This is a genomic window from Brevibacillus formosus (genome assembly GCF_003013405.1).
Taxonomy (GTDB): Bacteria; Bacillota; Bacilli; order Brevibacillales; family Brevibacillaceae; genus Brevibacillus; species Brevibacillus formosus.
In genome coordinates, this window is the sequence record NZ_PXZL01000002.1 from 105,481 (window position 1) to 131,481 (window position 26,001).

Here is a 26,001-nt window from a genome sequence, read left to right on the forward strand (position 1 = left end):
CAACTAGCTGATAACCGCAGGAAAGGTCATCGCGACAACAGTTCCGCTACCCAGCTTGCTGTCCACCGTAATCTCTCCCCCGTGGGCCAAAACGAGCTGCTTGGCTATCGCCATACCCAGCCCCGTTCCACTGGTATTCTCTCCTGTATGCCCACCTCGGTAGTATCTATCAAACAGATTGGCCAGTGTCGTCTCATCCATGCCTGGACCATTGTCCGCAATTTTGACCACAAACTGATCGGCTGCAATCGACTGTACCTCTACGAGCACGTGTGTACCTGCCGGCGTATACTTGATCGCGTTTGTCAAAATGTTGACGATGATGCGGCGAAACCAGATTGGATCGACCTCTGCCGTTATCGATTGGACATTCGCCGAAAATTCGATGTCATGCAAAGACGAGCTCGGATCGTTCACCATATCCACCACAATCCTGCGAATCGTTTCTACGATAGGGACAGGTTGTTTGACCATCGGCAAAGCTTGGTTCTTGAGTCGATAGGTCAAATTCAAATCCTCAATCAGCCCGTTCATGTAGTCTGACTTTTCGCGTATCGTCTTCCCAAATTCGCTAACTTCTTTTCTGTCCCACTCATACTGTTCCGACTCCAAAAAGGTAGCATAACCGTAAATCGAGCTCAGCGGTGTCTTGAGATCATGGGAGAGCCCCGTAATCCATTCCTCTCGCGTCTGCTCGATCTCTTGCTGAAGCTTTTCGTTGGAGCGCAAGGTTTCACTCAGATGCCGGAGAGCGTCAAATACGTCCTTGAAAACACGAAATGACTTCTTTTCTTTCCCTCGCCAATTCCTTCCGATTGGTTTCCCTTTTTTCCCGATGGGCTCCTCATAGCGGCCTTGGGCCAGTCTTTCCAGCCAATTCACCATGTGCAAGAGCGGCTTTCCTACCCGCCACGCATACCAGCTGCCTGCGAATAGAACGACCAGAATCAAAAAAATACCGATCTGAAGGAACGTTTCCTTGACCACGGCATCCTCAGACGTTTCTTGGACACCAGATTGATAGGTTGGATTCGGAGTGCCCACTACGTATGTCAAGTCGCTCTTCGTGTCATATCGACTCGTGATACGGACAGGAACATTTTTTGCTGTCTCGCCGTTCTGAAGAGCTTCCGTCATGTCCAACTGGGCAGAAGCGTTCGGGTGATTCCATTGATGGATGAGTTTCCCCGTATGATCGTATACCAAGTACCATGCCTTTACTTGGGAAAAGCTTTTGTTCAACTCGTCCCATGTCTCCTTGCTCGTTCCCGTTTTTGCTGCGATCAGGCGCTGCATCATTTCTTTTTCTGGAGCAGGTGTTCCATAGAGGATGATCATGTTTTCGTCAAACTCGTTTATAACCCAGTGCGTGACGTGATAGCGAGAAGCATCACGATCTTCTACATAGCTGATCCACTCTCCCGGCCCAAATTGACTGGGAACGTCAGCAGGTGTCCGATAGTTGTACAGAATTTTTCCGTGCTTGTCGATAATCTGCAACCAGCCTTGATGTCTCGCCACGCTCTTCTCGATTTCCGGATCGACGTGAATACGTTTCCCCTCATACTCCATCTTCAATGTCAAATCGGATGCTTCCAGCCGGGACAAATCGATAGACAACTGCTCGTTCATAATGCGCCAGCCTAACCCCAGCATCGCGATAATTAGAAATAGCAGCAAAACGAGGAGAAACCCGAACAGTTGCCGGACATATTGAAAAATCAGCTTGTTCCGCAAATTCATGACTGTCTTGCCGGACTAACCAGCTTGTAGCCCAGTCCTCTCACCGTGACCAGGAGCTTTGGCTGACCCGGATTTTCTTCTATCCGCTGACGCAGCTTGTGAATATGCACCATGACTGTATTTTCATCAAACATCCCGTACTCGTCTTTCCATACATGATCGTATATTTGCTCCTTCGTAAATACCCGGTTCGGATTCTGGCAAAAAAAGACGAGCAATGAAAATACTTGCGCCGGGCAGTCCACTCGTTCTCCGTTCACGAACAGCTCGGCTGCCTCCACATTTACTTGAAAACGTCCAAAATCAAAGCGCTTTTCTTCCTGCGATGGAGCAGATCCCCCCAAGGTTCTGCGCAGATGAGCCTTCATCCGGGCAACGACCTCTAATGGATGAAAAGGCTTCGTTATGTAATCATCCGCTCCATAAGCAAATCCGCTTAATTTATCAAAATCCGTGCCCTTCGCTGTCAAAAAAAAGATCGGTGCCTTCGTTCGCTGGCGCACGGCTCCGCACAGCTCAAATCCATTTTTATCAGGCAGCATGACATCCAGAATCAACAAGTCATATGTCTTCTCCTCCACGAGACGAATCGCCTCTGCTGCTGTCGTACATGTATCGATCTGGACAAAGCCTTCCTTTTTCAGCACTGTTTGGAGCATCTGCAAAATTGACTCTTCATCATCTACCAGCAAGATTCTTGCTTCTTTTTCCATGTCCGTTCCCTCCCTTGCTGTCATTCATTCTACCATGAGAAACGGCGCCAACAAAAAAGATAAGGAAATGGTAAGGTAGCGTTTTAGTAGGGGAAAGGTCTGACCATTATGATGAAGGAGAAAGGAGCGGATTCACCTATGTGGGCTATTTGCCAACACGAATTTTTTCGGTTGTTTAAAAGTATCAAATCGTTAATTACCGTTGCCTTTATCGTCGGCATCTCGTACTTGGTTTCTGACCTCGTCAATCAGGCAGCAAGCTTTCTCCCAGAAACGGAGCTGGCGCAGGGACATGCGCTTGGTATCTTTGTACTCATCATGCTGTTCGGGCCCTTGTTTGTATTCAGCCTGTCTCATGATGTCATAAATCGTGAGCTAGCGGGCAGGACGATTCGCTTTCTCGTCACCCGGACTTCACGCAATCAGATCATTTTGGGGAAATTTCTCGGAGTCGCGTTCTTCTGGCTAACCTGCATGATTATTACGTTTGGCGTAGTTTTCGCCACCGTACAAACGTTTGACGCCAAGACCTTTTACCTTTGCGTATCCCTGCTTATCTATTGCATCTCGCTGGCACTGCTGCTCTCGCTCGTGATACCTCGCCCCAGCTACACGATGTTTTTGGGAATTGTGATCGCACTGATCTTGCCAGGTCTCGGACTGTGGAGCACCTTCTCAAGTCACCCAGCAGCACCATGGATTAAATATTTGACACCCTTTTCATTTATGGAAAAAGACGGCGCCTGGACCGGCTTCATTTGGCTCTATGCAGCAGCATTCCTGATCGCTTCTATGTACTTATTCCGACGGAGGGATTGTTAATGGCAATGATCGAGACCATACAGTTGAACAAGCGCTTTGGCAATCGCACGGTCGTGAATGACGTCAGTCTTACTGTGCACAGCGGGGAGATTTTTGGATTCCTCGGTCGAAACGGCGCAGGTAAATCGACCTTTATTAATATGCTGACAGGCATTCTGATTCCGACTGCGGGCACCATCCGCATGTTTGGAGAGGATGCCCGTACAGAAGGATGGAAAAAACGAATTGGCGTACTGCCGGATTACTCCACCTTCTACGACCATTTATCTCCTGCGGAGCACCTGCACTATTTCGCTCGGGTAAAAGGCGTCACACTCACAAAGGAAGACTGTATGCGCATCCTGACAGCCGTTGAGCTTGAGGAGCATGCATCCCGCAAAGCCAAAACCTTTTCCTTCGGTATGAAAAAGAAGCTGGGTATTGCCCAAGCATTAGTCGGAGACCCGGAGCTCATCTTCCTTGATGAACCTACTTCTGGCGTAGACGTCGAATCAGCCCTGCATATTCAAAATTTGCTGCGCAAGCTCCATCAACAAGGAAAAACGATCTTCATGACCTCGCACAATTTGAATGAAGTCGAGAAAATCTGTACCCGTATCGCCATCATGAAAAGCGGAAAGATCAGTTCACTTGGCACTCTCGATGAGCTGCAAGCTGCCCATCAGGCATGGCGATCTGTGAACGTACGTCACTCGCCTTTTACTAATGAGGATTCTGGAAACCTGCGCACCTTTATCGAATCCCTCGGGCGCAATACGATTTGGGAAGACGGTCGTCTCTCGATCCAGGTCGATGACGATCAAAAGGTGGCAACCCTCGTTCGTGCTCTTGTTCAGGCACGCGTGGATATTTATGGCGTGAACGTTGAAGTCCCTTCGCTCGAACGAATTTTTATGGGGGAAGAGTCTCATGATGCTTAATCTCGTTTTTGTCCTGCTCCTATCCGGGATGCTGCTTTTCAACATCTCGATAGGAAAAAGCATGACCACCGGAAGTATGTCAATCACGATTGGCCTGATTGTCCTCAATCTCATCTTTTTCATCACAAAGTTCAGGAAGAGTCAGCATGAAAAAATGAAAGATCCGGTTAGTAGATACGAACGATAAATCAGATTCATATAAATGGGGGAAGATTCGCATGGCCAGTAGGTATCTGGAGTTTGCCGTTATCCTAACAGGGGTTTTGCTGTATAGAATCTTTTGGGGAGATAGTCTTACACCAGTAACTATCGGAATTTTAATTGGGATGATTATCGTTTCTCTCATCCTTTTCATGAGAAAACAGTACGCAAAACGCTAGGAACAAAAAAAGCAGCTTGATTGCCACCGAAAACAGCCTGCAAGTTATGCGGCTATGGGGCAATGGGCTGCTTTATTCTACAAGATTGCGAGAAGCTGATCGAGTCGTTCAATGACAGCGAGCGGCTGATGCTTGGAAGTAGGTTTCTTCCCTCGTGGATTGATCCAGACTGCTGAGAAGCCTGCGTCCATCGCGCCTGCTACATCTGCCTCCCACGTATCTCCAACGAACAACACCTGCTTGCTTTCAACACCGAGTTTTTCACGAACATGTTCATATATGCGCAGATCAGGCTTATGATGGCCGATGATTTCGGAGAGAAACACCCGCTCCCGCGGAAAATGCGCAGACAATCCCAGCCGCTCCAGCTTGATAAAAGCCATATCGACAGGACCGTTGGTGACAATCCCCAGTGTATGCTCTTCTGCCAACCTCGCAATGGTGGACTGAACAGTGGCATCCGGCTGGATTGCGTCCAAACATGCCGCTTGATAGGCGCGCTGAAAATCGTCGACCTGCCCCGCTTCAATCTGTCGGTTACAATCAGCCATGGCTCGCTGAAAACGCAACCTTCTGTATTGCGTAAAATCGTAGCGTTTGGCAATAACATCGACCCACAAATCATCTCCGTGGCGCCGCAGAGCCTCAAGGAATTTCTCTTGGTCTAGTTCTGCTGTCAGTGCATGGGTCGAAATCGTCTGCTGCATCCCTTTCTCCCAGCAAGCTGAAAAATCGAAGAGAGTGTCATCGAGATCAAATAGGATTGTGGTAAATTTGGACATGGCTGAGTTGCTTCCCCTTCCTTTTTCTTGCTGTTTTCATTGTGCATATGACTCTGTCTTTTGTTATGATCATTGTAACGGAAAAAGGAGGTGGAGACATGTCTAACGAAAAACTGGATATTTTGATAGAGGGTATGAATGAGTTGCGTTCGGTTGCTCATGCTCTTATGGATCGGCAGGACGAATTGGATGCCAAGATGGAAGCTTTGACTTTGGACGTTCACCAGTTAAAAGCCGATGTTGCCGAACTGAAGCAGGATGTTGCCATGTTGAAGCAAGATGTTGCTGAGTTAAAGGAAGGGCAGGATCGTCATGAACGAATCTTGGAGACATTAGCGTTGCGTGCTCTTGAATGGAATAATTTCCGTCTCGATTTCCTTCGCAAATCATCCTGAAGCCTTTAGCTTTTAGGCAATTCCACAAGTAGTGCCTCTTTCAACTCAACTGGCAAAGAAATAGATTGGCGTGTACTCGCATCGATCATGACCATTGTCACGTCGGCGTCCGCCACTAATACTTCTGAAGCGTTGTACAGCTCCTGGCGGATGACGAAGCTTTTTTCACCCACCTTGACCACCGTAGTAATCGCCGTTACCTCTTCGCGCATCTTCAACTCTTTGCGGTAGTTAATGTTGATATTGACCACTACCGGCATGATAGCCCGTCGCCTCAATTCATCCAGCGTAAATCCCTGCTCCCATATCCACTCAAAACGCGCCCACTCCATGTACTCTAAATACTTTGCATTGTTCACATGTCCAATTACATCAATATCAGTAGACCGAACTGTTAGATGATAGCGATGAGCCATCGTTCTCACTCCTCGTTTTTCTTTAGTATAACGAATTCAGGCAGCTGAGTGAATATTCATTCAAAATATTCCGAATGGTCATGCTGTTCTTTCCTGAACTTTTTCCTATAATATAAATAAACATTAGAAAGGAAGATTGGATGTTCGAACAAGAACTATTGCCGACCTTGCAAACAGCTCGCTCCCGGTATCAGGATGCACTCGTCCATTTGGAAGAAGCCGAGCTTGGCTGGAAGCTGGCTCCGGGCTCCAATTCCATCGGATTTTTGATTCATCACATCGCGGAAGTCGAATATCGATTCTGTATGATGTTTTTCGGCAGAGCAATTCCCTGCGAAATTACCCTCACTACAATTGGACCTGTAAAGGATGAAGGAAACTTTACCGACTTGTCTGCCTTGCTTGCTTTCAAAGATGCTGCCTACCATCACTTGCTGGATTCTCTGGCTGCCCTGCCAAAAGACGCGTGGGACACCCCCTGCGAAGCACCGATCGCCACACTGACTCCCCGCCAGGCACTTGGTCGGCTGATCTATCATATGGGCTACCACGGCGGGCAAATTGGGCTTATCCGCAAATACGGAGGACCTCAATGAGTCTCTTTCTGACAGGTGCGCGGCTCATCATTCGCGAATTGCTGCGCGAGGACTTGCCCGACTTACTCGCCACCTACAACAGTAATCCAAAGTACAATCAGCTTCGAAACGGCACGAGCACAGTAAGTCTTGCTGAACTGGAAGCCGAATATGACGCCACCATAAGTATACCTTCCGGGCATTGGCTCGCCATTACTCGCGAGGGCACGATCATTGGAGTGATCCATATCGTCCTTTCCAGTGAAAACGATCCAAAAACCTGGGTTAGTCTCTTGCTTCTGCATGCCGATTATCAGCAGCAGGGCTTTGGAAAAGAGGCAGTGGCACTCATGGAAGCCTACTGCATCCAACATGGCAGTCAGCATGTTCATCACGGTGTCATTGCGCATAATGAACCCGCTCTTCTTTTCTGGGGACGGCTTGGCTATGAGCAGTATCGTCAGGTGGAGGCACCAGTCGGTCGTCTGACACAACCGGTGCTGCTGGTAGCCAAGTGGCTAACCCCTACAAAGTAAGGAGGTGAAAGATATGAACCGTCGCCTTTTTGAAAATGATGTGCCCACCCTCCTCTCCTAGTCGGTGAGGAAGTGGTTTTCTTACTGCCTCCCGGCTACGGAATAACGCTCGAATGTTTGATTCATGATTCCGGGAGGGACACGTTATGTCACAATCACAATGGAAGCAAACGTTTTTAGGGGCTGTCTGCCTGACTCTCGCCGCAGCGATCTGGGGCGGTGTTTATGTCGTTAGCAAAGTCGTGTTGGAAGTGATTCCGCCGTTCACGCTATTGATTTTGCGCTTTTGCATTGCTTTAGCCGTGTTGGGGGCATTTACCGTTGCTCGCAAGGAGCGAGTCGCAAAAAAGGATTATCCTCTGCTGATGGTCATCGCCTTTGTCGGTGTTACGATCTCCATCGCTGCGCAATTTCTTGGTACCAAGCTGTCTACTGCCCACATGGGTGCATTGATTACCTCCGCATCGCCAGCCTTTATTGCCATTTTTGCGGTCTGGCTATTAAAGGAACGCATCCATCTAAAGCAGGCAGCGGGTATTTTGTTAGCGACGATTGGTGTCATCATCGTCATCGGTGTTCCAGATCAAGCTGACGCCCAGTCTTCCCTGGCAGGGAACCTGATTTTGTTCGTAGCAGCGATTAGCTGGGGATTGTATACCGTTCTCAGCAAAAAGGCAACGCAGCGCTATTCGTCCCTGCTCGTCACTACCTATGTAGCATTGTTTGGCATCATCTTTACGAGTCCGCTCATGTTTTGGGAGCTGTCTGTCACGCCTGTCTCCTGGCAATTTGGTTGGGACATCTGGATAGGCGTCCTCTATATCGGGATGATTTCGACCGCAGGTGCTTTTTATTTGTGGAACAAAGGCTTTGAGCTGATGCCCGCAGGGAGTGGGGCCGGGTTCTTTTTTGTTCAACCCATTGTCGGTGCATTTTTAGGCTGGCTGTTGCTACATGAACATTTGAGTGTCGGCTTTTTCGCTGGCGGCGCATTTATTTTCCTCGGTGTCGCCTTGTCCACTCTGCGTACACGTGAATCGGCCAAAAACAAACGTGAACCGATGGAGGGGCGTCCTCTCTCCCATTACAACGAGAAGCAAAGTTAAAAATCATGTTTGCTTACATGCTACGAGGACTTCCCAATCGTTGGGAAGCCCTCGTTTTCTTATGCTATGGACGAAAATGTTGCCGTACACTTCCTTTTCCAAAAGACAGCTCCACTTCAGCAAAGGCACCATTAATAAACGTGATTTGCGGCGGCATATGCCCACAATCCACATCGTAGAGGACAGGGACTTGCAGCTCTGCAGCCAGCTCCTGATAGACGTCTTCCACAGTGTAGCCGTCGACAGCCTGATTCGCTGGACTGCGCCCAAACATGATTCCCGTACAATGATCGAACCATCCGGCCAGCTTCATTTGTACCAATGATCTGCGCAGATCAGTCGTAGAAAGCTCACAGTTTTCCAAATACCAGATGATCGCTTCGTTCCCGATCTGTTCTTTTTGAAACGTTTGGACGTCCCCATACGGTGTGCCGATCACATGCCGAATGATATCGATACAGCCGCCAAGTAACCGTCCCTGTATCTTTACGTGGGGAATAGTCTCTGTGGTTTTCCATACAGTCGGTTCCGTCAGGTGAAAGATATGCGGCGAAGGATTCGTATGCTGCCATTCCTTTTGATACATCGGGGAAGAGTACTGTAAGACCGACTCTCCCATTTGCGTTGACAGAACCGTCTCCCACATGGCCGTCGTCTCATCCATATCTGCTCCGCGCAAATCTACCAGATTCGTCCCATGAGCCGTAGCCATCCCCGTTTTTAGTGTAATCGCAAGCAACAGCACACTCACATCCGAATAGCCTAACACCCATTTTGGTTGCATGGCATCAAAATCAAGCTTGTCTAAAATCTCAATCAGCAACTCGCCACCCCAGGGAGGGATGATAATATCGACGCTTTCATCTTGCATCAGGGAGTTGAATTCGGCTGCGCGGCTTGTGGCAGGAGCTGACTTGGCTTTTTCCTGTGTCCAGACTGTATCTTTGCAAACGATGGAATACCCCCTGCTCTCCATACGACTGCATGCCAGCCTGATTAGTTCATGCAAATACTCTGGTACACCTGATGATGGCGCAGTTATTCCTATAGTAGCGCCCCATTTCAACGATGGATACGTGATCATGCTTCTCCCTCCCGCTATTTATGATTTTGGATAATGATACCATGAAAAAGAATAAAAAAAAGACGGCCTATAGCCGTCATCAAGGTATATAAAACGGGAGGGAAGTAGAGGAGTTCAAACGAACGTGTTTCCTGTTCGTGAATGATTACTTCTTGCTGGCGTCAGTCGTTGTAGACTGTCCAGTGGAACCGCTGCTTTCGGTTCCAGCAGCACCAGGAGATCCAGTGCTGGTACCTGCATCAGATTTAGCATCTGTCGCAGGTGCTTCCGTAGACGAACCAGTGTCCGTCGATGCATCAGAGCTGTTCGCTGAGGCATCCGGAGTAGACTGATCTTGCGAAACCGAGCTATCGGTCGATTGTCCGCTATCAGAAGTAGAGGAGCCCGGAGCGGTTTCGCTAGTTGTGGCCTCTGGTTGTGTCGCCGGTTCAGGTGTTCCTGTTGTGTTAGAGCAGGCAACCAAGCTGCCAGACAGGAGTAATGCGACAGTGGCAATGGAGAACCACTTTTTGTTCATGTTCATTCCCCTTTCATTCCTTGGCTTCGTGACCTTCTCGCTGTCACACCTATATCGTAACGGGCAAAGATAACCATTCTGTAAGGAAAGTGGGAAAAAACGATGATCAAAATATGAAAAAAGTATGACCATGATCATTTGATCGGATTCATTTTGATCGGATCATGATTTAGTTCTCCGGCTTAATCCTCGGAAGCCATATCGTAAAAGTACTGCCCTTCCCAGGCGTGCTCTCTACTCTGTATTTGCCATCATGAAGCTCTACCAGCTCTTTTACAATGGCGAGTCCAAGCCCTGTCCCTTTATTGTTCTTGGAGCGTCCCCGATCCACTTTGAAAAAACGTTCCCAGATGCGATCCAGGTCATCTGCTGCAATTCCCATCCCTGTATCGATCACTTGAATCTGCACGTATTCCTCTTCCAGCGAAGCACGCATGCGAATTTCACCTGCTGCCGTAAACTTGAGTGCATTCTTCACCAGATTTTTCAGAATTTGCGCGATCCGGTCCTTATCGGCATAAATTCGCGGAAGCTCGTCCTCTACCTCTCTTCTCATGCGAAGCCCTTTTTCCTCTGCTTCTTGATGGAAGGAAAAAGCAACCCGATTCATGACATCTGCCACATCGACAGGGAACTTGGCCAGATTTACTTCGTTGTTCTCCAGCTTCATCAAGTCCATCAGGTCATCCACCAAGCGGTTCACTTGCATCGTTTCGGTGTACATTACAGCGTAATACTTCTGTCGCGCCTCTTCTTCCTCTACCAAACCGTCTTGCAACGCCTCAAGAAAACCTTGAATCGCAGTGAGAGGCGTACGCAATTCATGGGAGACATTCGCCAAAAAATCATTGCGCACTTGCTCCAGATGATGACGCTCCTGCTCTACCTTCTCCAGCTTCTGTGCCATCGTATTGATCGTTTGCGCCAAGTCGCTGATCTCATCAGACGTATCGACCTGGACGCGCTCTGCATAATTCCCTCGACCAATCTCAGCCGCTGTTCTCTCAATGGTTCGCAATGGGCGGGAGATTGACCATGACAAATACGAAACCATGATCGTCGAAAGAAGCACCCCAAACAATGTCGCCCATAGAATCGACTCGCGCATTTGACCAAAGGTTTTCTCAATTCCTTCAATCGGCGCATGCAAAATAATTCCGCCATAGACGTTTTCGCCCTCGCCCCATGGGACGGAGACTGACAACATCGGATCATCCAGACCTTCGATTTGCAGCTCGGTTACCGCACTTTTTCCGTTCAGCACGTTATCCGCGATGGAAACTGCCACGGACTTGCCCGTAAGCATCTCATCCTTCATCGAGGTCGCGACAATTTTTCCTTCCGTATCAAATAACCAGATGCGGGTATCAAATGACTCGTCCAGCATCGCTAGCTTGTCCAAGAGCCGTTTGTTTACTTCATTGCTGTTATGGATAGCGGCATTCACCTTTTTCGCCATCCGCAAAAGCTCTTCTTCTTTGGCGTTGTAAATATACTCTTTCGTAAAAAAGGAGAGAACGATCCCTGTAATCCCTAACCCTACCAAAACGGTAGCCAAAAAGCTGACCAGCAGTCTGCGGTAGATACTTTTCGACATGCCTAGCATCAGTTATCCACCCCAAACTTGTAGCCGATCCCCCAAACCGTTTGAATGCATTCATAAGGGAGCTTATCTAAACGCTGTCTGATCTTTTTAATATGAACATCGATCGTTCGAACATCGCCAAAATAATCAAAGCCCCACACTTGTTCCAGCAATTGCTCCCGCGACCATACACTTCCCGGCGATTTGACGAGTTGAACAAGCAGATCAAACTCCTTCGGGCGAAAGCTCACTTTTTCCCCGGCAACGATCACTTCCCGTTTATCCAAATCAATCGTCAATTGCTCAAAAACAAAGGTCCGAACCACTGCCTCATCTTCTACTTTTGGCTTTGGCTGCAATCTGCGCATAATCGCGCGGATACGAGCTACGATTTCACGTGGACTAAACGGCTTCGTCACGTAATCATCCGCTCCGAGCTCCAAGCCGAGAACACGGTCAAACTCCTCATCCTTTGCCGTCAGCATAATAATCGGCGTATCCCACTTCTTGCGGATTTCCCGGCATGCTTCAAAGCCATCCAACTGCGGCATCATGACATCGAGAATGACCACATCCGGCTGTTCCTTTTCCATCATTTCAAGAGCTTCTCGTCCATCTGTTGCTGCGATGAGCTCGATTTGTTGTTTTTCAAAATAAAGGCGAATAATTTCGCGTACGTTTGGATCGTCATCGGCAACCAAGACTTTCATCGTGGACATAGCCAATAACCTCCCTTCTTTCAAAACGACATAGAAGGAAACATGCCGTTCAGACAATTTACGTTTTTCCATGGTAACATAGATCACCCGTATTGTGGACGGGTAGAAGTCCTATCCAGCTGGTAAAAGCAGGACAAAATGGTTTGCGACAATAAAAAAGCGAGTGGACCTAAAGCCCACCCGCTCTTCATTCTTTACTTCGTTTCTCTTACAACCGGAACACTGCGTGTGAGGCTAGCCCACAACAACCCGAACAGTGCACCTGCAAAAGCTGGCACCAGCCAACCAATTCCTACTTTGTACAAAGGCAATTGTTCCAAGAATGGTGTCAGCGAGTCGATTGACAATCCAAGCTGGGAAGCTCCATCCAACAGACTGATAACAGCTGTTGCCGTGATCGCGCCCACGTATACGGCACGATGGCCATTAAACATCCGATCACAAAACGTCAGCAGCATCAGCACGATCGCCAGCGGATAAATCGCCATCAAGACAGGCACTGAGAAGGTGATCAGCTGTGTCAAGCCTACGTTTGCTACCGCAGCGCTGAACACACTCAGGATCACAGCCATTTTCTTGTAGGAGATGCCAGGAATACGACTCGAGAAAAATTGACTGCACGCTGTGACGAGCCCAACAGAAGTGGTGAGGCAAGCAAGCGTAACAGCTGCTCCCAACAAGAGCGAGCCTAACGGACCGAACAGTTGATGCACGACCCCTGTCAAAATTTGTCCACCATTTTCCGATTTCGCAAACGATACACTTGTCGCTCCCAAATAGCTGAGGGCAAGATAGACGAGTCCGAGTCCAATTGCAGCAAGGAAAGCAGCTTTGATTGTGGACCACATCACTTTTTTGCGATCAGTGATGCCTCTATCCTGAACAGCCGTTGTTACTACCAGACCAAATACCATCGCAGCTAATGCATCCAGTGTCAGATAGCCTTCGACAAAGCCTTTGAAGAATGCTGTATCCTGATAGGCGCCTGTCGGTTGTCCCACCTCACCCAAAGGAGAAATGAGTGATTTGACAAACATCAGACCAATGATGATCAAAAGAGCAGGTGTCAAGATTTTACCGATTCGATCCACCAGCTTGCTCGGGTTCAGACTCAACCAGAAGGTGATGGCAAAATAGACGATCGTGGTCACAAAAAGCGGTACCCAACTGCCTTTCATGGATTCAGGCAAATACGGCAACACGCCCATCTCAAAGGTTACTGTCCCTGTCCGGGGAATCGCCATGAATGGCCCGATCGACAGATAAACAATAAAGGTGAACACGACTGCAAACATCGGATGGACTCTTGTCGCCAACGTTTGCAAATTACCGCCAGCCAAGCCTACCGCAATGATTCCCAGTAAAGGCAGACCTACACCGGTAATCAAAAAGCCGATCATCGCAATCCAAACATTATCTCCTGCAGCTTGTCCTAGCGCTGGCGGAAAAATCATGTTCCCTGCTCCAAAGAATAGGGCAAACAGCATCAAACCAATTGTAATTGTTTCTTTCGTGGAAAGTTCTTTCATATGAATCCTCTCAATATTATTTAATAAAATAAAATTTTCATTAGTATAGCTTAAAATTAACGCACTATTCAAGCTTTATTTTTTTAAAATTATTGAACTTTTGTCAAAAATGAAAGTTTTTACAGTTCAAATATCTCTTTTCTCTTGATCGCCCCCACTGCTTCCCATACGTACAGACAATAGATACTGCGCCATGGAGCCCACTTTTCCCCTAGCTTGCGAATATCGTTTTCATTTGGCTTCGTTTCCATCCCATATAGGTGAATAATTCCATTCCGCAAACCGATGTCAGCAGCAGGCAGCAAGTCTGGACGCCCCATCCCAAACATGAGCAGGCACTCTACTGTCCATCGTCCGATTCCTCGCAGCGAAGTGAGGTAAGTAATTATTTCCTCATCCTTCATTGTCCATAGTCTTTCCAAATCTACCGTTTCATTCACAATGGCACGGGCGAAATCGATGATATACTCTGCTTTTCGCTGACTAAATTGCAGAGAGCGCAAATCCTCCACGGTCAATCTCGCTACCGCGTCAGGCGTCGGAAAAGCGATGAGGCCCTCGCCGTTTTGGTTTTCTACCGGGTCCCCTGCAAGTGTAACCAGCCTCTGGGTCAAATTGGCTGCAAAGGTCAGATTAATCTGCTGCCCGATGATCGTCTTGACCATGCATTGAAACAAATCAGCATCCAGCGTAAGACGAAGTCCGCGAAACCGCTCGGTCAGGATGGCGAGCTCACTCTCCTCCCTCATCTGCTCATAAATAATGGATAAATCCAAATCGGCACTAAAAGTATGGCGGATCATTTTTTCTAGCAGCTGCTGGTCTGTCGTGGACAAAGTCGACTGTGTCTCGTAGCGCAATGCGGGTTCTTCCAAGCTGCCCATAAATTGCATATGGACCAGAACAGGCCGTAAGCCGATACGAAAGACGCGCTGTAGACTATTTTTTTCTTTATTCACACGTATCTGCGTATCTGGATGTGTCTCTAGACGCCGAAGCAACCGGTCAAAAGAATATGGAGGAGTAAGCGAAATAATCCAACAATTCACAAGACTCTCACCTTCCCAGATAAAATAAAAACCTCCGGAGAATCTCCGAAGGTGTCAAGTATACTTCGCAAAACTTATTTCGTAAACATCCCTTTGAGAACAAATTTTACGTTTGCCGGACTTTCTGCCAAACGACGCATGAAATATCCGTACCAGTCGTTTCCATACGGTACATAAACACGCATTTTATAGCCTTCACGAGCCAAGTCAATTTGGGACTGCGTGCGAATGCCATACAACATTTGGAATTCAAACTGTGTACGCGGGATGTTGTGTTCCTTTTCCAGCTTTTTCACAAAATCAATAATGTTGTCATCATGTGTTGCAACAGCAGCGTACCCGCCGTTCAACAGATGCTGCTTAATAATTTTTTTGTAGTTCTCATCTACATCTGGCTTGTTCGGGTAAGCGACTTCAGGAGACTCCTTGTAAGCTCCTTTTACGAGACGGAAGTTCACTTTTTTGTCTTTCAGGCTGTCGATATCGTCCGATGCTTTGTATAGATACGCCTGAATAACCGTTCCGACGTTATCGTACTCTTGCAGTAATTCGTTCAAAATCTCCATGGTCACCTGATTGTGTGCGTAGTCCTCCATGTCGATACGAACGAAAATGTTACCGTTTTTCTTAGCCGAATCCAAAATGCGTCTCATGTTGTCCATGCAAAGCTCACGGCTGATATCCAGACCAAGCGAAGTCATTTTCAATGAAAGATTGCAATCGACTCCGGATTGGTGGATCGCTTCCAGCGTTTTGATGCAATAGTCAGCAGACTCGTTTGCTTCCTCTACGCTGAACACGAATTCGCCCAGATGATCCAGCGTGCACACGAGGCCTTGCTGGTTCAGCTTGCGTACGGCGTTGATTGCCTCCGCAATGGTTTGACCGGATACAAAGCGGCTCGCTCCAAAGCGCAGACCCCATTTTTTCGCGGCAGCATTTAAGGTTTTGTTTTTGGATAAAAATAGAAAGAAATCCTTCATAGCTTGTTCCATCGTTGACTGTCTCCTCCTCAACGTACTCTGTCCACTTTAACAAGCATGAATCGTGCCAACTTGTTCTCGTAAGCGCTATCGTGGTGTCTATTGGACATATTCAACACATATGTACATTGCGTGTCTATTCTTGTACACTTTTGATTAGATGTACAACAGGGATGATCCCTTTTCCTGTTAGTTTGGATAAGAGGTGACGATTTGAAACCGTTATTTTCGTTGGATAGTACGCTCTCTTCCTTAGCGATTCCGCTTCCACCTGATATTGTCAAAATACGCGCAGGTGAAACTGTAGGTGAATGGATTGATAAAGAACGGAAGGGCAGAGTAGTCATTGTCTCTCCTACAACCACGCTCGAACAATCCATTAGCGACATTCTGGCTGGCCCAACCGTTTCCGATCTGCCGACAATCGTCATCGTAGATGAACAAGGGACTCCGACGGGAATCGTTGAGCCACACCAGCTCATGACTGCCTTTGTCGTGTTGACCCAAAACCAGTCTGCCCTGCTCAGTACTTTAATGGACACGATGAGCGAGGCTGTCACCATCGTGGACTCCCGCAATGTCGTCCAACACTGGAATCGGGCAGCAGAAACAATTTATGAAATCGATCGCGAGCAAGTCGTCGGAACCTCGCTCGATGAGCACTTCGCGAGTGAATCGATTCGCCTGCTCGATGCGCTGCGCCAAGGGACATCTGTTCAACGTGTCTATCACATTCCTCGTCCTGATAGTCATGTACTCATTAATGCGGCACCGATTCGCCGCGAGGGTGAGATTATCGGCGCGATTTCCATAGAACAGGATATTACCGAGCTGGTTCGTCTCAATGAAGAATTAGCACATACGACGGCCCATCTCCACAATTTGCAGCAAGAGATGAGTCGTTTTCAGGCAGCAGATGATCCTTTTTACGCGATCAAGGGGCATTCGGCCTCGATTCAATCCGCTATTGGTTCCGCAAAAAAAGTGGCGCAGACGGATGCGACTGTGCTGATTTATGGAGAAAGCGGCGTAGGGAAAGAGCTGTTTGCCAAAGCCATTCATCAGGCAAGTCGCCGACACGAAAAACCTTTTATCGCGATCAACTGCGGTGCCATTCCTGCCGCGCTGTTCGAAAGTGAGCTGTTTGGCTATCAAGGCGGTGCTTTTACTGGGGCCGAGAAAAAAGGCAAGCCTGGCAAGCTGGAGCTGGCGCATGGCGGGACACTTTTCCTCGATGAAATTGGGGAGCTGCCGCTAGAATTGCAGGTAAAACTGCTTCGCGCCTTGCAGGAACGACAGTTTTACCGCGTAGGCGGAACAGAGCCGATTACCGTCAACACACGGATTGTAGCTGCGACAAACAGACAGCTGGAGCAAATGGTTGCAGACGGTCGTTTTCGCGAGGACTTGTATTATCGGCTAAACGTCTTTTCTCTGGAAATCCCGCCGCTGCGCGAACGACGCGAGGATTTGCCGGAGCTCGTGCAAATTTTCATTCATGAGTATTCGGTCGCCCATGACCATTCTGTACCACGCATCTCTCCCGAGGTCATGCAAGCGTTGTTCGAGTACAGTTGGCCGGGAAACATCCGACAGCTTCGCAACGTCATCGAACGTCTGTCGATCCTGCAAGAAAACGGCGTTATTTTGCCTGAGCATCTGCCGTCCGTCATTCGCAGTCACGCAGAACCCACGCACGTCTCTGGGCTGACGCCGATTGGGGGAACGTTTGCTCCGCCGACTCCGACAACGTCGTCAATTTTACGTCCATCCATTGCGCACCCTTCTCCACCTGCGAACGAAAAAGAGCGTATTCTGGCAGCGTTGGAGCGCACATACGGCAACAAAAAAGCAGCAGCCGAGCTGCTCGGCGTATCTCGCGGCACCCTTTACAATAAAATGAAGAAGTTCAATATTAACGAGGAGTCTTTCAAATGGGATTGATAACATGGTCCGATGATACGTATCAAATCCATTATGCTGGGGAAACCATTGTCCTTTTGCCGAAGGAGTACGCCTTGTTTCAATTTCTGTACACGTGGAAAAACCGGGCCTTTTCAAGGAATGATTTGCTAGATCGCGTCTGGTCGCTGGAAGAGCCTACTGACCGTACTGTCGACGATCACATTTACCGCTTGCGGAAAAAACTGCAAAAGTGGTCTCATCTGCTCACGATTGATACGGTCAGAGGAGTCGGCTATCGGCTTACGCTAAAAGAGCAGCAATCGCCTAGTCCATCCGCATTAAACAGTGATTTCTCCGAGAACATTAAGAAAATGCTAACCACCTACCACGGCATGGGGATGGGGGCCGCTTTGCAGACGCTCTATGCAAATCAGCAAGTGCTTGGCTTCCAGATGGACTCTTTTTATGCTACCTATTTGCGGTTTGTTGTCGGTGATTTCGGCTGGTTCGTCGAGGATAAAACTCCCCCCATTTCTGACAAGCTGTTTTATTTGTTCCATTTATACCATATGACAGAAATTGACTCGCAAAAAACATTAGAAATTTTACACTGGGCTCTGAAAAATGCGAAAAGTATGCCTAAAAATTATCAGGATGAGATGCAGATCACCGCAATCAGTGTCTACGCCCAAGCCAAAGAATGGGAGCGAGCCAAAAAACAGCTGCTTCCTGCCAGAGAGGTTGTTGAGCGAGTCAATTCGCCCGGCTTTCAACTCTTTTTTCAAGCGGAAGAAACCCTCTTGTATCTGCTCATGGGTGAGGTTGACGAAGCTGAAGAAGTCATTCAACGCTCTGAGGAGATTTTGCAAGAACTCCCTATGCAGCGTGAACTCGGCAGCTTTACCATTGCGCGCGGTCTTTGTCTGTACCATCGACAGGAGCTTGCCAAGGCGCGCCGTTTGGTCGATGAAGGTCTGGAGGTCTTACGAAGCACCAAGTTCGTCCCCCATCTCATTTATGGCGCACAAATGATCTTGTTGTTCTTGAAAGACTTCGGCTACGACGCAGAATGGGAGCGCAAATACCAGAAAATGTGGGCGGAATTATCCGAAGAGTACAAGTTTGACTACTTGCAGAAAAAGATTCGTGCCATCATCTCATCAACTATCTGATATTCCTCTGACAAATCCCTTTTATCATCGAGTTAACAGATCGATGGAGGGATTTTTTTGTTAAAAGAAAATAGAACGTTTCGCACGCTGTTCATCTCTTACGGACTGTCTACGCTCGGTGATTGGTTTGATTTTATTGCGGTATCCATCCTGTTGGGGTTTGTGTGGAAGGTTGATCCGATGACGATGGCCCTCCTGCCCGTTGCCTATGCAGCTCCAAGCATTTTGCTCGGGCAATTTGCCGGGGTACTTGCAGACCGCGTGAACAAGGTACAAATGATCATGACCATGAATATCATTCAGGCTGCTCTCACTCTGCTTCTGCTTGCCATGCCTAATCCGTTCTGGTTCCTGGTGGTCATTTCCCTGCGTTCAGGTGCCTCTGTCTTCAACGATCCAGCACAACAGACCTTGACGCGTCAAATCGTACCTGAGAATCAGTTGTTACAAGCCTCTGCTTTGAATGGAGCCGTATATCAGATGGGGAAATTGATCGGTCCACTGGCCGGAGGATTGGTAGCGGCCGTTTTTGCACCCGCCATTTGTCTGATGATTAATGCTTCGACATTCCTTCTCTCTACTGGATTTTTGTTCACAATTCGTAAAGTGGAAAATACGTTGTCTCGTACATCTGTAGAAGAGCAGCCTCTCCCTTATCGTCAAGCATGGCAGGAGGGCTGGCGCATCTTTTTGCAAAACCGTATCCTGTTGTTCAGCACGATCTTCGCAACCGTAACCTCGTTGGCGATTCAACTGGCTGATACACAGTTTCCCGTGATCTTTCGCGAGAAGCTGCCCAACAATCCGGAAATGCTTGGGTTTACAGTCAGTGTCATTGGATTAGGCGCGCTTGTCACTGTTACCTTGCTACATCGCTTAAAAGAAATTCGTTCCTACGGGTGGGTGCTAGGCGGTAGCGTTTTGCTCATCGGAACTAGTTTTTCGTGGATTGGATTTTTCCAGCCGGGTGATGGCATGTATTGGCTGCTGATTCCCGCTATATTGGCTGGAGTCGGAACAGGTCTGACTTCGGTCGGCGCCAATTATCTGGTACAAAAAGAAAGCCCCCCGCAAGCACTGGGCCGCGTGAGGGGAATTATCGACTCATTGACGAGCGCCACTTTCATTATTGCTCCGTTGCTCGGTGGCGTCATCATGACCATCTGGGGTCCAAACACTGCTTTTTTATGGGTCGGAATGTTAATCGCTGCGATTGGCGGAGGTGCTGTCCTCTTACAGCGCTGGATTTGGGGGAATCGAATAAAAAACGTGGCTGTTGCTACCGCTACGGCTGGATCGGAACGAGTCGGATAATTTTATCGTCTCCTTCTCTCGGATTTCCACGACCATCGCGGTTGTTGGTCAACAAATAGATTGTGCCGTCTTTTCCTTCGACCACATCGCGCAGTCGCCCAAACTCGTCTTGGAACAAGGTAGCAGCCTCCAACACTGTATCAGGTCGAGAAACGTCTAAGCTAATTTTCTGAAGCTGCTGACCCCTGAGGTTCGCTACGAGCAGTTGTCCTTTCCACGGCCCTCTGGATACAAACGTCATGCCAGAAGGAGCCCATGTCGTATCACCGCTTTGCAAGAGGGGGGTTTTCATCCCCTCTTTTTGCTGTTCACCCGAAATGATTGGCCAACCGTAATTTGCTCCCGGCTCGATCCGATTGATCTCATCGTGTGCAGTCTGGCCATGCTCCGAGCTGTAGAGTATCCCTGTATCCGGATACCATGCGATGCCTTGCGGATTGCGATGTCCGTAGCTGTAAACAGGTGAGCCGGAAAAAGGATTGTCGGCAGGAATGGTTCCATCCAGATTGATGCGCAAAATTTTTCCGGCGAGACTTGTCTGATCTTGCGCAAGCATCGGCTCATGTGCATCGCCTGTCGTGATATAGAGACGCTGATCCGGACCGATTTTGATCCGTCCTCCGTTGTGGATCGAGCTTCCCGGGATTTTGTCCAAGAGTACCTTGTCAATCTGTGCTGCGTTGTTTACTTCTCGCAGTCGCAGGACACGATTGAAAGTGGCATCTCCCTCTTTGTATGTATGGTAAACGTACAAGTATTGGTTATTCGCAAAATCGGGATCGAGCACAAGGCCCAACAGCCCTCCTTCTCCCTCGCTTATGAACGGGGCAGGGAATGAAATGAGCGGCTCTGGCAGCAGCTTGCCTGATTGAATCACTCGCACTCTTCCTGGTCGTTCTGTGAAAAGGATTCGGCCATCCGAGGCTATATCCATGGCCCAAGGCACATCTAACTGATCAGCCAATACCTCCATCCGGTATGGAAAAGTCTGTTGAGCTGGCAGCGATTCTTTTGCAGGAATCGCCTCGCAGGCCATAACCGCTATACTCAAGATCAAGGTAAGCACGCACACCACCCATTTTTTCCACATCACACGTTTTCCTCCCTGCGCGATTTGTCCAGTAGGAACCAGGAAGCATTTTAGACAAAACTTCGCTAGTGCACGCTTATGTTCCTTTTTCGCAGCCCCAAAAAAACTGTTTGGATGTCCTACAGCAGTTGTGCCGGGGCCGAAGCGTAGACTGGAAATCCGCTTCTTCCCCTCACTACAGCCCCTCCAAAAGGCAAAAAAAAATTGGTCCCCATTGAACCAATTAAAGAATTACTCGATTTTCACTTGTCTACGTTCCTCGATTTGTCGATGCAAAATGTACTTTCGCAAATTGTGAAAATGACGTGCATTGATTCCTTTGATCGTACAGCCGTAAAAATAGTTCGGCCCCTCTATTCGCTCATGAATGATAACCAGGTCAGTTTTCACTACCCCATCTGGGCGATTGCGACCATACAATTCAAAGGAAAAGACAATTTGCTGATCCTCAGGAATCTGTTTGTCTGAGCGGAATGCCAAGCCTCCCAGGCTCAAATTCACCAAGTACACCATTTGACTATAGACGGAAAAAAATGAGTCTGGCTCCTGCGTCGGATACTGGATCCAGCCCTTAACCTCCATGTCGAAACGGGGGTAGCGTCTGCGCTGTTCCCGAAACTCAGCAGCTGTTGGAGAGTGGAACAAAAACAAGCGATTTTTATCTTTAGCCACGACTACGGCTTCAAACGTACTGATCGTTTCATAATCAGCCGTCAAAAGACAAGGGATCTGATCCCCTACTGTGACATCCAATGGGCCGGGAAATACAGCTTCGATCAAGTCCCCTTCTTCATAGGTAACATGACCTTCTATTACTCGATTCCCTTTTCTAATTTGTATTATGCTTTCCATCTGCGTTCTCCACCACTTCGCACAAATATATTACCGGGATTTCCGAAATCTTTACCTGGATGCTTTTCGCGGAAAATAAGGTATAATGGGAACATTGACAGATAGGAGGTTACAGACCGATGAATCGTTATCAATTGGTAACACTGGCTTTGGCATTTTTGGTAACCGCCTGTCTCATCGGAGTTGGCATTGCCATTGGGGAAAAAAGCCCCCTCGGTATCCTTGGCTGTATCGTTGTTGCCTTCTCGTTGATGGGATTTGGCTTTTCGTACAAGCGCAAGCATATGCGCTAACCTCTTCTCCGTTATCGCCGTACAAGCAAACTGTTCACATAAAACAGGACAGAGGGCAAGCCCTTAGCCTGCTTCAGCAGTTGTCTAGCAATAGTATAAATGTGTGGTTGGCTCCGATTTACCTTGCGATCCGCGAGATAAAACGCGACTAGCCCGTCCACGATCATACGGTGAAATGCAGGATTTGGCAAGCGTTTAACGCTTGCCTTTGCTTGTTTTATAAAAAGCTTCAAGCGTTCAGTCGCTATCCGTTCCGAATCGTAATAACTCACGAAGTTTAAATCTCCACCCATTTTATCTTCTTCCAGGTCAATTAAATAGTCTAATAAAATATGTAACCCGCACAGCCACGGAAAGTAAGCTTCACTTACCGTTTGAATTTGCTCTTCCCCTACATCCGGATCAGTCGCCAAGCAAAAAAGAGCAAATATCCCGATGGTCGAGCCTGTGACAGCCGCAAATTCTTGCCAGTGCAAATCGTGATAGCGTTCTTTGTACTGATCCCACCACGTCAACAAGTGATCCTCGCGCAACTGGGGAGCAATGTGCTTATATACTTGCAAATCGCTATACAAACAAGAAAACTCGAGTATCTTTGCCTGGATTTTTTCATAGGCTGGCAATTGTGCGACATGCTGTTGACAGGTCTGAACCAATCCAGCCAAAAAGCCGCCGTCATCCTTATCCTCACGATACAAATAATAGTCTCGCAAGGGTGCGCCTGGTGTCAGTGCATCCTGCATCGACACGTGAAGCTGACGGAAGTCTTGCGGATCTAGTGACGTGCTGCGATCACACAGATTATCCAAGTAGTCGCTGATTGTTTGATAGGCGACAATCAGCGGAACAATTGTCTCTACATGCGGGATGACCTGTGCTGCATAAACACATCCCCCTTGGCAGTGGAACTTTTTGGAGTTCATGCTGTCTTGCGCCTGTTTTCTCAGCTCGGGATTGGGAATTGCTTGTGCTCTTTTGTACCAAGCCGCAAACTCCCGCTCCAGAACAGGTTGCACATGACGATAGACTCGGTAAAGTAGCTGCCATGGATTACGTAGTTCGCTCACTTACTTCCCTCCCAAAACAAATGTAAAACGAAAGACATTCCCAAGCTTTTACCAGCTTACATCGAAGCCCTCGCTCATGACCAATAGAATTATCTTATCACATTTGGATGCCCACTCCAAAAATCAGCCCTGAAATACACCAATTCGCCTTTTTGACTCCATATAGAGTACAAAAATAAACTTTTTGGTATTGATACGAGTAGAAGAGATCGTCATTTCCCTCTGATTCTCCAGCTCCAGCATGCGTTTTCGCACCTCGGTAAAATCAAAGAATGTGGTCGCGTAGCTCTCGAATTTGGGATGACTGTAATCGGTCAGCCCGAGGGAAGCCAGATGGGTTAATGCCTGATAAATGGCTCTGCGAACCCGTTGCTCAGCGGCCTTCGTTTCCTTTTGGATCAGGGCAGTCACTCCCTTCCCCAGCTTGCGGGCAGCAATCGCCCCAAAAATATCGCGTAAAGGAGGCAGATTCCCTTCTCCATTCCCCTCCTTCTCCCAGCGATACAGCCACTCCATCATGTCGAGTAAATCTTTGCTGCCTTTTTCGCTAATCATCCCCAGTTCAGTCAAGAGAAACCGTGCGGAAGACAAGATGCCCTTTTCAGGATACGATGCTTCTTTTGCGAGAGCTGCCGTCACATTCATACTGCCGGACAATACAGAAAGCGACCGCTGAATACCCTCGATAGATTGCTGGAGCAATATGCGTTCCCGTACCTTTTGAAGAACACTGATGACCTCCAGGCGATTCACTGGTTTGGTCACGTAGTATTCGATCCCTGTCGCATACGCCTCAGCGATCATCTCCTTCGTTTCGATTTGCGAGATCATAACAATCTTGCCTGTAAAACGTCTCAGTTGGCGCACCGTTTCCATGCCATCTCGATTCGGCATTAAAAGATCAATCAACAAGATGTCTACTTGCTTCCAATTCAAAAAATTGTGGTCAATTTGCGAGCCATCCTCTGCTTCCCCACATACCTCTCCCAAATCAGCATCCTCAATCATTTGACCGAGCATGAATCGAATCGCAGGATCGTCGTCCACGATGAAGTAGCGCATGAGGTCACCCTTTCTGAATCAGAGTTGCGATTGGCAGGCAAATGCAAAATTGTGTCGTTTGTCCGCATGAATCCTCGGATAACTCAATCATTCCTTGGAGACTGTCTGTCACTTCCTTTACGTATGAAAGTCCGATCCCCGTGGAAGGCCTGCCTGATACGTCGTATTTAGTCGTGAATCCAGGCATGAACAAGAGCTCCTTGTCCTTCACCAAAATGCCTGGTCCATCATCGGTTACACGAAAATGAATCCACTCCCGACTCTCGTCAATCGAAGCCGCGATCGATACCATCCCTCGATCGCGGATGGCTTCGACACTGTTGCCAACCAGATTATTGATGAGTGAGAGTGTCGTGTAAATGTGGCAAGCGAGATACGGCACCTCCACATTCGTTTCAAACTGAATGTCTTTTTCCAACAGTCTCGCATACTTTCGTTGCCCCTGAACAATGATGACTATTAATTCGCCCAGTGGCATATAGTCTCTTTCGTTCTCGTCAGAAATCAACTTGGAGAGACCCGCATATATGCGTTGATTGTCCTTTTTCACTTCATGCACTTGTCCGGCAAGGGACAGCAGCCGCTTCGCATATCGCTTGTTCGTTCCATTCTTGTGTTCCATCTCGTTCATCTCACGGTACAGCTCATAGCAGTTGCGCGTGATTTCCTCAACCTGATGCAATGTCTTTTTTAAATGAACAGATTCCTCATACAAATTGGAAATCAGCATCAACATCTGCTCGTTTCGATTACGCTGTTGCTTTTCCATCCATTTCGCCTGACGCAGCTGAATCATATTGAAAAAACTAAGGACAAAAAAACTGCGTATCAATGCAATGACGGCAATCGGGCCTACGATCTCAAACTGAAAGACTCCCTCCCAGGACACAGCACGGAAGGACAGCTCTACCAAATTGGCTGCTATTTCCGCGACTGTCCCCAACAGCCCCACCCAAAGCGGCCGATGATGTAGCGTATTAACGCGAAAGAGCGAGAATAGACAGGCAAAGGTCGCATAATAGCAAAATGCCGGGAAGTGCATCTGAAGAGAAGACAGAAACGAAAAGACATCTCCATACAAAAAGTCCAAGACTATTCGAAATAGAACAACAATTAATCCGGTTACTATCCCTGCTAAGAAAGAAGGACGAAGCCACAATAAAAAAAAGAAAAAAGCCGTTGTACCAAAGCTAATGCGGAAATCATCTTGAAACGGGTAAAATTTGAGCTCTCCGGCAATCGGGACAGCAATGAGCATAAGCAGCAGGATCGACATGGTTTCTCTCATAAAATGTTGCCCGCACTTCCTCATAAGAAGTTGTTCAAAAAATTCGTCAACGTTTATTTCCTAGTTTACTATATTTTTCTATAGATTTTTGTAGTTTTTTATAG

27 protein-coding genes are annotated in these 26,001 nt (G+C 47.9%); 11 read left to right on the forward strand and 16 right to left on the reverse strand.

Going from position 1 to position 26,001, the window contains the following annotated elements; all coding sequences use genetic code 11:
* Positions 1-3: 3 nt before the first annotated feature.
* Together C7R91_RS03805 and C7R91_RS03810 are read right to left on the reverse strand one after the other, a co-directional pair.
* Positions 4-1,743, reverse strand: coding sequence for a sensor histidine kinase (locus C7R91_RS03805; RefSeq protein ID WP_047073577.1), 1,740 nt, complete (start codon positions 1,741-1,743; stop codon positions 4-6).
* On the reverse strand, positions 1,740-2,456 hold the full coding sequence (locus C7R91_RS03810) for a response regulator transcription factor (RefSeq protein ID WP_047073574.1): 717 nt from the start codon (positions 2,454-2,456) through the stop codon (positions 1,740-1,742). Before C7R91_RS03810 ends, C7R91_RS03805 begins: the two co-directional genes overlap by 4 nt.
* Before the next feature lie 108 nt (positions 2,457-2,564).
* Between C7R91_RS03810 and C7R91_RS03815 the strand changes: the two genes are divergently transcribed.
* From C7R91_RS03815 to C7R91_RS03825, 3 genes are read left to right on the forward strand one after another with little or no spacing between them, the layout of a single operon-like run.
* A complete protein-coding gene (locus tag C7R91_RS03815) occupies positions 2,565-3,278 on the forward strand; it encodes an ABC transporter permease (RefSeq protein WP_052773438.1) in 714 nt (237 codons plus the stop codon).
* On the forward strand, positions 3,278-4,198 hold the full coding sequence (locus C7R91_RS03820) for an ABC transporter ATP-binding protein (RefSeq protein WP_047073571.1): 921 nt from the start codon (positions 3,278-3,280) through the stop codon (positions 4,196-4,198). Before C7R91_RS03815 ends, C7R91_RS03820 begins: the two co-directional genes overlap by 1 nt.
* The gene (locus tag C7R91_RS03825; RefSeq protein WP_047073570.1) at positions 4,188-4,385 is read left to right on the forward strand and encodes a hypothetical protein; all 198 of its coding nucleotides are present in this window, start codon (positions 4,188-4,190) and stop codon (positions 4,383-4,385) included. Before C7R91_RS03820 ends, C7R91_RS03825 begins: the two co-directional genes overlap by 11 nt.
* Positions 4,386-4,655: 270 nt before the next feature.
* On the opposite strand, the gene C7R91_RS03830 is transcribed toward C7R91_RS03825, so the two are convergent.
* Positions 4,656-5,360, reverse strand: a complete 705-nt coding sequence (locus C7R91_RS03830) for an HAD family hydrolase (protein ID WP_047073567.1) — start codon at positions 5,358-5,360, stop codon at positions 4,656-4,658.
* A gap of 98 nt (positions 5,361-5,458) precedes the next feature.
* Between C7R91_RS03830 and C7R91_RS03835 the strand changes: the two genes are divergently transcribed.
* Positions 5,459-5,755 (forward strand): hypothetical protein, encoded by a 297-nt coding sequence (locus tag C7R91_RS03835; protein WP_047073566.1) that lies wholly within the window; start codon positions 5,459-5,461, stop codon positions 5,753-5,755.
* Positions 5,756-5,760: 5 nt separating this feature from the next.
* Here C7R91_RS03835 and C7R91_RS03840 read toward each other — a convergent pair whose 3' ends face one another.
* Positions 5,761-6,171 (reverse strand): acyl-CoA thioesterase, encoded by a 411-nt coding sequence (locus C7R91_RS03840; RefSeq protein ID WP_047073564.1) that lies wholly within the window; start codon positions 6,169-6,171, stop codon positions 5,761-5,763.
* Between the two features lie 140 nt (positions 6,172-6,311).
* On the opposite strand from C7R91_RS03840, the gene C7R91_RS03845 reads away from it, so the two are divergent.
* The 3 genes from C7R91_RS03845 to C7R91_RS03855 all read left to right on the forward strand — a co-directional run bounded on the left by C7R91_RS03845 (position 6,312) and on the right by C7R91_RS03855 (position 8,388).
* On the forward strand, positions 6,312-6,767 hold the full coding sequence (locus C7R91_RS03845) for a DinB family protein (RefSeq protein ID WP_047073562.1): 456 nt from the start codon (positions 6,312-6,314) through the stop codon (positions 6,765-6,767).
* The gene (locus C7R91_RS03850) at positions 6,764-7,282 is read left to right on the forward strand and encodes a GNAT family N-acetyltransferase (protein WP_047073560.1); all 519 of its coding nucleotides are present in this window, start codon (positions 6,764-6,766) and stop codon (positions 7,280-7,282) included. The genes C7R91_RS03845 and C7R91_RS03850 overlap by 4 nt, the downstream gene beginning before the upstream one ends.
* A gap of 146 nt (positions 7,283-7,428) precedes the next feature.
* Positions 7,429-8,388 (forward strand): DMT family transporter, encoded by a 960-nt coding sequence (locus C7R91_RS03855; protein ID WP_047073558.1) that lies wholly within the window; start codon positions 7,429-7,431, stop codon positions 8,386-8,388.
* Positions 8,389-8,452: 64 nt separating this feature from the next.
* Here C7R91_RS03855 and C7R91_RS03860 read toward each other — a convergent pair whose 3' ends face one another.
* The 7 genes from C7R91_RS03860 to C7R91_RS03890 all read right to left on the reverse strand — a co-directional run bounded on the left by C7R91_RS03860 (position 8,453) and on the right by C7R91_RS03890 (position 15,866).
* A complete protein-coding gene (locus C7R91_RS03860; protein ID WP_047073556.1) occupies positions 8,453-9,472 on the reverse strand; it encodes a S66 family peptidase in 1,020 nt (339 codons plus the stop codon).
* Between the two features lie 145 nt (positions 9,473-9,617).
* Entirely contained in the window at positions 9,618-9,989 is a 372-nt protein-coding gene (locus C7R91_RS03865) for a hypothetical protein (protein WP_047073555.1), read from the reverse strand.
* A 169-nt stretch (positions 9,990-10,158) separates the two neighbouring features.
* Positions 10,159-11,595, reverse strand: coding sequence for a sensor histidine kinase (locus C7R91_RS03870; protein WP_047073553.1), 1,437 nt, complete (start codon positions 11,593-11,595; stop codon positions 10,159-10,161).
* A complete protein-coding gene (locus C7R91_RS03875; RefSeq protein WP_047073551.1) occupies positions 11,595-12,293 on the reverse strand; it encodes a response regulator transcription factor in 699 nt (232 codons plus the stop codon). The genes C7R91_RS03870 and C7R91_RS03875 overlap by 1 nt, the downstream gene beginning before the upstream one ends.
* A 194-nt stretch (positions 12,294-12,487) precedes the next feature.
* Positions 12,488-13,822 carry a branched-chain amino acid transport system II carrier protein gene (gene brnQ / locus C7R91_RS03880; RefSeq protein WP_047073549.1) on the reverse strand — a complete coding sequence of 445 codons (1,335 nt, stop codon included), beginning with the start codon at positions 13,820-13,822 and terminating at the stop codon, positions 12,488-12,490.
* A 119-nt stretch (positions 13,823-13,941) separates the two neighbouring features.
* The gene (locus C7R91_RS03885; protein ID WP_047073547.1) at positions 13,942-14,871 is read right to left on the reverse strand and encodes a DNA-3-methyladenine glycosylase family protein; all 930 of its coding nucleotides are present in this window, start codon (positions 14,869-14,871) and stop codon (positions 13,942-13,944) included.
* A gap of 74 nt (positions 14,872-14,945) precedes the next feature.
* Positions 14,946-15,866 (reverse strand): proline dehydrogenase family protein, encoded by a 921-nt coding sequence (locus C7R91_RS03890; RefSeq protein WP_047073545.1) that lies wholly within the window; start codon positions 15,864-15,866, stop codon positions 14,946-14,948.
* A 201-nt stretch (positions 15,867-16,067) separates the two neighbouring features.
* Here C7R91_RS03890 and C7R91_RS03895 point away from each other — a divergent pair, with 201 nt between their 5' ends.
* Genes C7R91_RS03895 through C7R91_RS03905 form a run of 3 tightly spaced genes read left to right on the forward strand, consistent with a single transcriptional unit; the run spans position 16,068 to position 20,245 of the window.
* Positions 16,068-17,798: a sigma-54 interaction domain-containing protein gene (locus tag C7R91_RS03895; RefSeq protein WP_047073543.1), complete on the forward strand. Its 1,731-nt coding sequence runs from the start codon at positions 16,068-16,070 to the stop codon at positions 17,796-17,798.
* Complete coding sequence (locus C7R91_RS03900) at positions 17,789-18,931, forward strand: winged helix-turn-helix domain-containing protein (protein WP_047073541.1); 1,143 nt, start codon at positions 17,789-17,791, stop codon at positions 18,929-18,931. Before C7R91_RS03895 ends, C7R91_RS03900 begins: the two co-directional genes overlap by 10 nt.
* A gap of 57 nt (positions 18,932-18,988) precedes the next feature.
* Positions 18,989-20,245: an MFS transporter gene (locus tag C7R91_RS03905; RefSeq protein ID WP_047073539.1), complete on the forward strand. Its 1,257-nt coding sequence runs from the start codon at positions 18,989-18,991 to the stop codon at positions 20,243-20,245.
* Here C7R91_RS03905 and C7R91_RS03910 read toward each other — a convergent pair.
* Positions 20,217-21,335: a PQQ-dependent sugar dehydrogenase gene (locus C7R91_RS03910; protein WP_052773437.1), complete on the reverse strand. Its 1,119-nt coding sequence runs from the start codon at positions 21,333-21,335 to the stop codon at positions 20,217-20,219. The two genes, C7R91_RS03905 and C7R91_RS03910, sit on opposite strands and share 29 nt — an antisense overlap.
* Before the next feature lie 231 nt (positions 21,336-21,566).
* Positions 21,567-22,187, reverse strand: a complete 621-nt coding sequence (locus tag C7R91_RS03915) for a PilZ domain-containing protein (protein ID WP_047073537.1) — start codon at positions 22,185-22,187, stop codon at positions 21,567-21,569.
* A gap of 119 nt (positions 22,188-22,306) precedes the next feature.
* Between C7R91_RS03915 and C7R91_RS29265 the strand changes: the two genes are divergently transcribed.
* The gene (locus tag C7R91_RS29265; protein ID WP_007722723.1) at positions 22,307-22,480 is read left to right on the forward strand and encodes a YlaF family protein; all 174 of its coding nucleotides are present in this window, start codon (positions 22,307-22,309) and stop codon (positions 22,478-22,480) included.
* A gap of 11 nt (positions 22,481-22,491) precedes the next feature.
* Here C7R91_RS29265 and C7R91_RS03920 read toward each other — a convergent pair whose 3' ends face one another.
* The 3 genes from C7R91_RS03920 to C7R91_RS03930 all read right to left on the reverse strand — a co-directional run bounded on the left by C7R91_RS03920 (position 22,492) and on the right by C7R91_RS03930 (position 25,897).
* On the reverse strand, positions 22,492-23,547 hold the full coding sequence (locus C7R91_RS03920; RefSeq protein ID WP_047073536.1) for a tetraprenyl-beta-curcumene synthase family protein: 1,056 nt from the start codon (positions 23,545-23,547) through the stop codon (positions 22,492-22,494).
* A 123-nt stretch (positions 23,548-23,670) separates the two neighbouring features.
* Positions 23,671-24,609 (reverse strand): response regulator, encoded by a 939-nt coding sequence (locus tag C7R91_RS03925; protein WP_047073535.1) that lies wholly within the window; start codon positions 24,607-24,609, stop codon positions 23,671-23,673.
* A gap of 4 nt (positions 24,610-24,613) precedes the next feature.
* On the reverse strand, positions 24,614-25,897 hold the full coding sequence (locus tag C7R91_RS03930; RefSeq protein ID WP_047073532.1) for a sensor histidine kinase: 1,284 nt from the start codon (positions 25,895-25,897) through the stop codon (positions 24,614-24,616).
* Between the last annotated feature and the right edge of the window lie 104 nt (positions 25,898-26,001).

Excerpts from the sequence above, each read along its gene's own strand:
- C7R91_RS03810 (WP_047073574.1), bottom strand. The coding sequence starts at position 2,456 with ATGGAAAAAGAAGCAAGAATCTTGCTGGTAGATGATGAAGAGTCAATT.
- C7R91_RS03900 (WP_047073541.1), top strand. The coding sequence starts at position 17,789 with ATGGGATTGATAACATGGTCCGATGATACGTATCAAATCCATTATGCT.
- C7R91_RS03930 (WP_047073532.1), bottom strand. The coding sequence starts at position 25,897 with ATGAGAGAAACCATGTCGATCCTGCTGCTTATGCTCATTGCTGTCCCG.
- C7R91_RS03910 (WP_052773437.1), bottom strand. The coding sequence starts at position 21,335 with ATGTGGAAAAAATGGGTGGTGTGCGTGCTTACCTTGATCTTGAGTATA.
- C7R91_RS03925 (WP_047073535.1), bottom strand. The coding sequence starts at position 24,609 with ATGCGCTACTTCATCGTGGACGACGATCCTGCGATTCGATTCATGCTC.
- C7R91_RS03870 (WP_047073553.1), bottom strand. The coding sequence starts at position 11,595 with ATGCTAGGCATGTCGAAAAGTATCTACCGCAGACTGCTGGTCAGCTTT.
- C7R91_RS03825 (WP_047073570.1), top strand. The coding sequence starts at position 4,188 with ATGATGCTTAATCTCGTTTTTGTCCTGCTCCTATCCGGGATGCTGCTT.
- C7R91_RS03805 (WP_047073577.1), bottom strand. The coding sequence starts at position 1,743 with ATGAATTTGCGGAACAAGCTGATTTTTCAATATGTCCGGCAACTGTTC.
- C7R91_RS03820 (WP_047073571.1), top strand. The coding sequence starts at position 3,278 with ATGGCAATGATCGAGACCATACAGTTGAACAAGCGCTTTGGCAATCGC.
- C7R91_RS03865 (WP_047073555.1), bottom strand. The coding sequence starts at position 9,989 with ATGAACAAAAAGTGGTTCTCCATTGCCACTGTCGCATTACTCCTGTCT.
- C7R91_RS03850 (WP_047073560.1), top strand. The coding sequence starts at position 6,764 with ATGAGTCTCTTTCTGACAGGTGCGCGGCTCATCATTCGCGAATTGCTG.
- C7R91_RS03845 (WP_047073562.1), top strand. The coding sequence starts at position 6,312 with ATGTTCGAACAAGAACTATTGCCGACCTTGCAAACAGCTCGCTCCCGG.
- C7R91_RS03875 (WP_047073551.1), bottom strand. The coding sequence starts at position 12,293 with ATGTCCACGATGAAAGTCTTGGTTGCCGATGACGATCCAAACGTACGC.
- C7R91_RS03815 (WP_052773438.1), top strand. The coding sequence starts at position 2,565 with ATGATGAAGGAGAAAGGAGCGGATTCACCTATGTGGGCTATTTGCCAA.
- C7R91_RS03915 (WP_047073537.1), bottom strand. The coding sequence starts at position 22,187 with ATGGAAAGCATAATACAAATTAGAAAAGGGAATCGAGTAATAGAAGGT.
- C7R91_RS03890 (WP_047073545.1), bottom strand. The coding sequence starts at position 15,866 with ATGGAACAAGCTATGAAGGATTTCTTTCTATTTTTATCCAAAAACAAA.
- C7R91_RS03860 (WP_047073556.1), bottom strand. The coding sequence starts at position 9,472 with ATGATCACGTATCCATCGTTGAAATGGGGCGCTACTATAGGAATAACT.
- C7R91_RS03840 (WP_047073564.1), bottom strand. The coding sequence starts at position 6,171 with ATGGCTCATCGCTATCATCTAACAGTTCGGTCTACTGATATTGATGTA.
- C7R91_RS03855 (WP_047073558.1), top strand. The coding sequence starts at position 7,429 with ATGTCACAATCACAATGGAAGCAAACGTTTTTAGGGGCTGTCTGCCTG.
- C7R91_RS03830 (WP_047073567.1), bottom strand. The coding sequence starts at position 5,360 with ATGTCCAAATTTACCACAATCCTATTTGATCTCGATGACACTCTCTTC.
- C7R91_RS03835 (WP_047073566.1), top strand. The coding sequence starts at position 5,459 with ATGTCTAACGAAAAACTGGATATTTTGATAGAGGGTATGAATGAGTTG.
- brnQ (WP_047073549.1), bottom strand. The coding sequence starts at position 13,822 with ATGAAAGAACTTTCCACGAAAGAAACAATTACAATTGGTTTGATGCTG.
- C7R91_RS29265 (WP_007722723.1), top strand. The coding sequence starts at position 22,307 with ATGAATCGTTATCAATTGGTAACACTGGCTTTGGCATTTTTGGTAACC.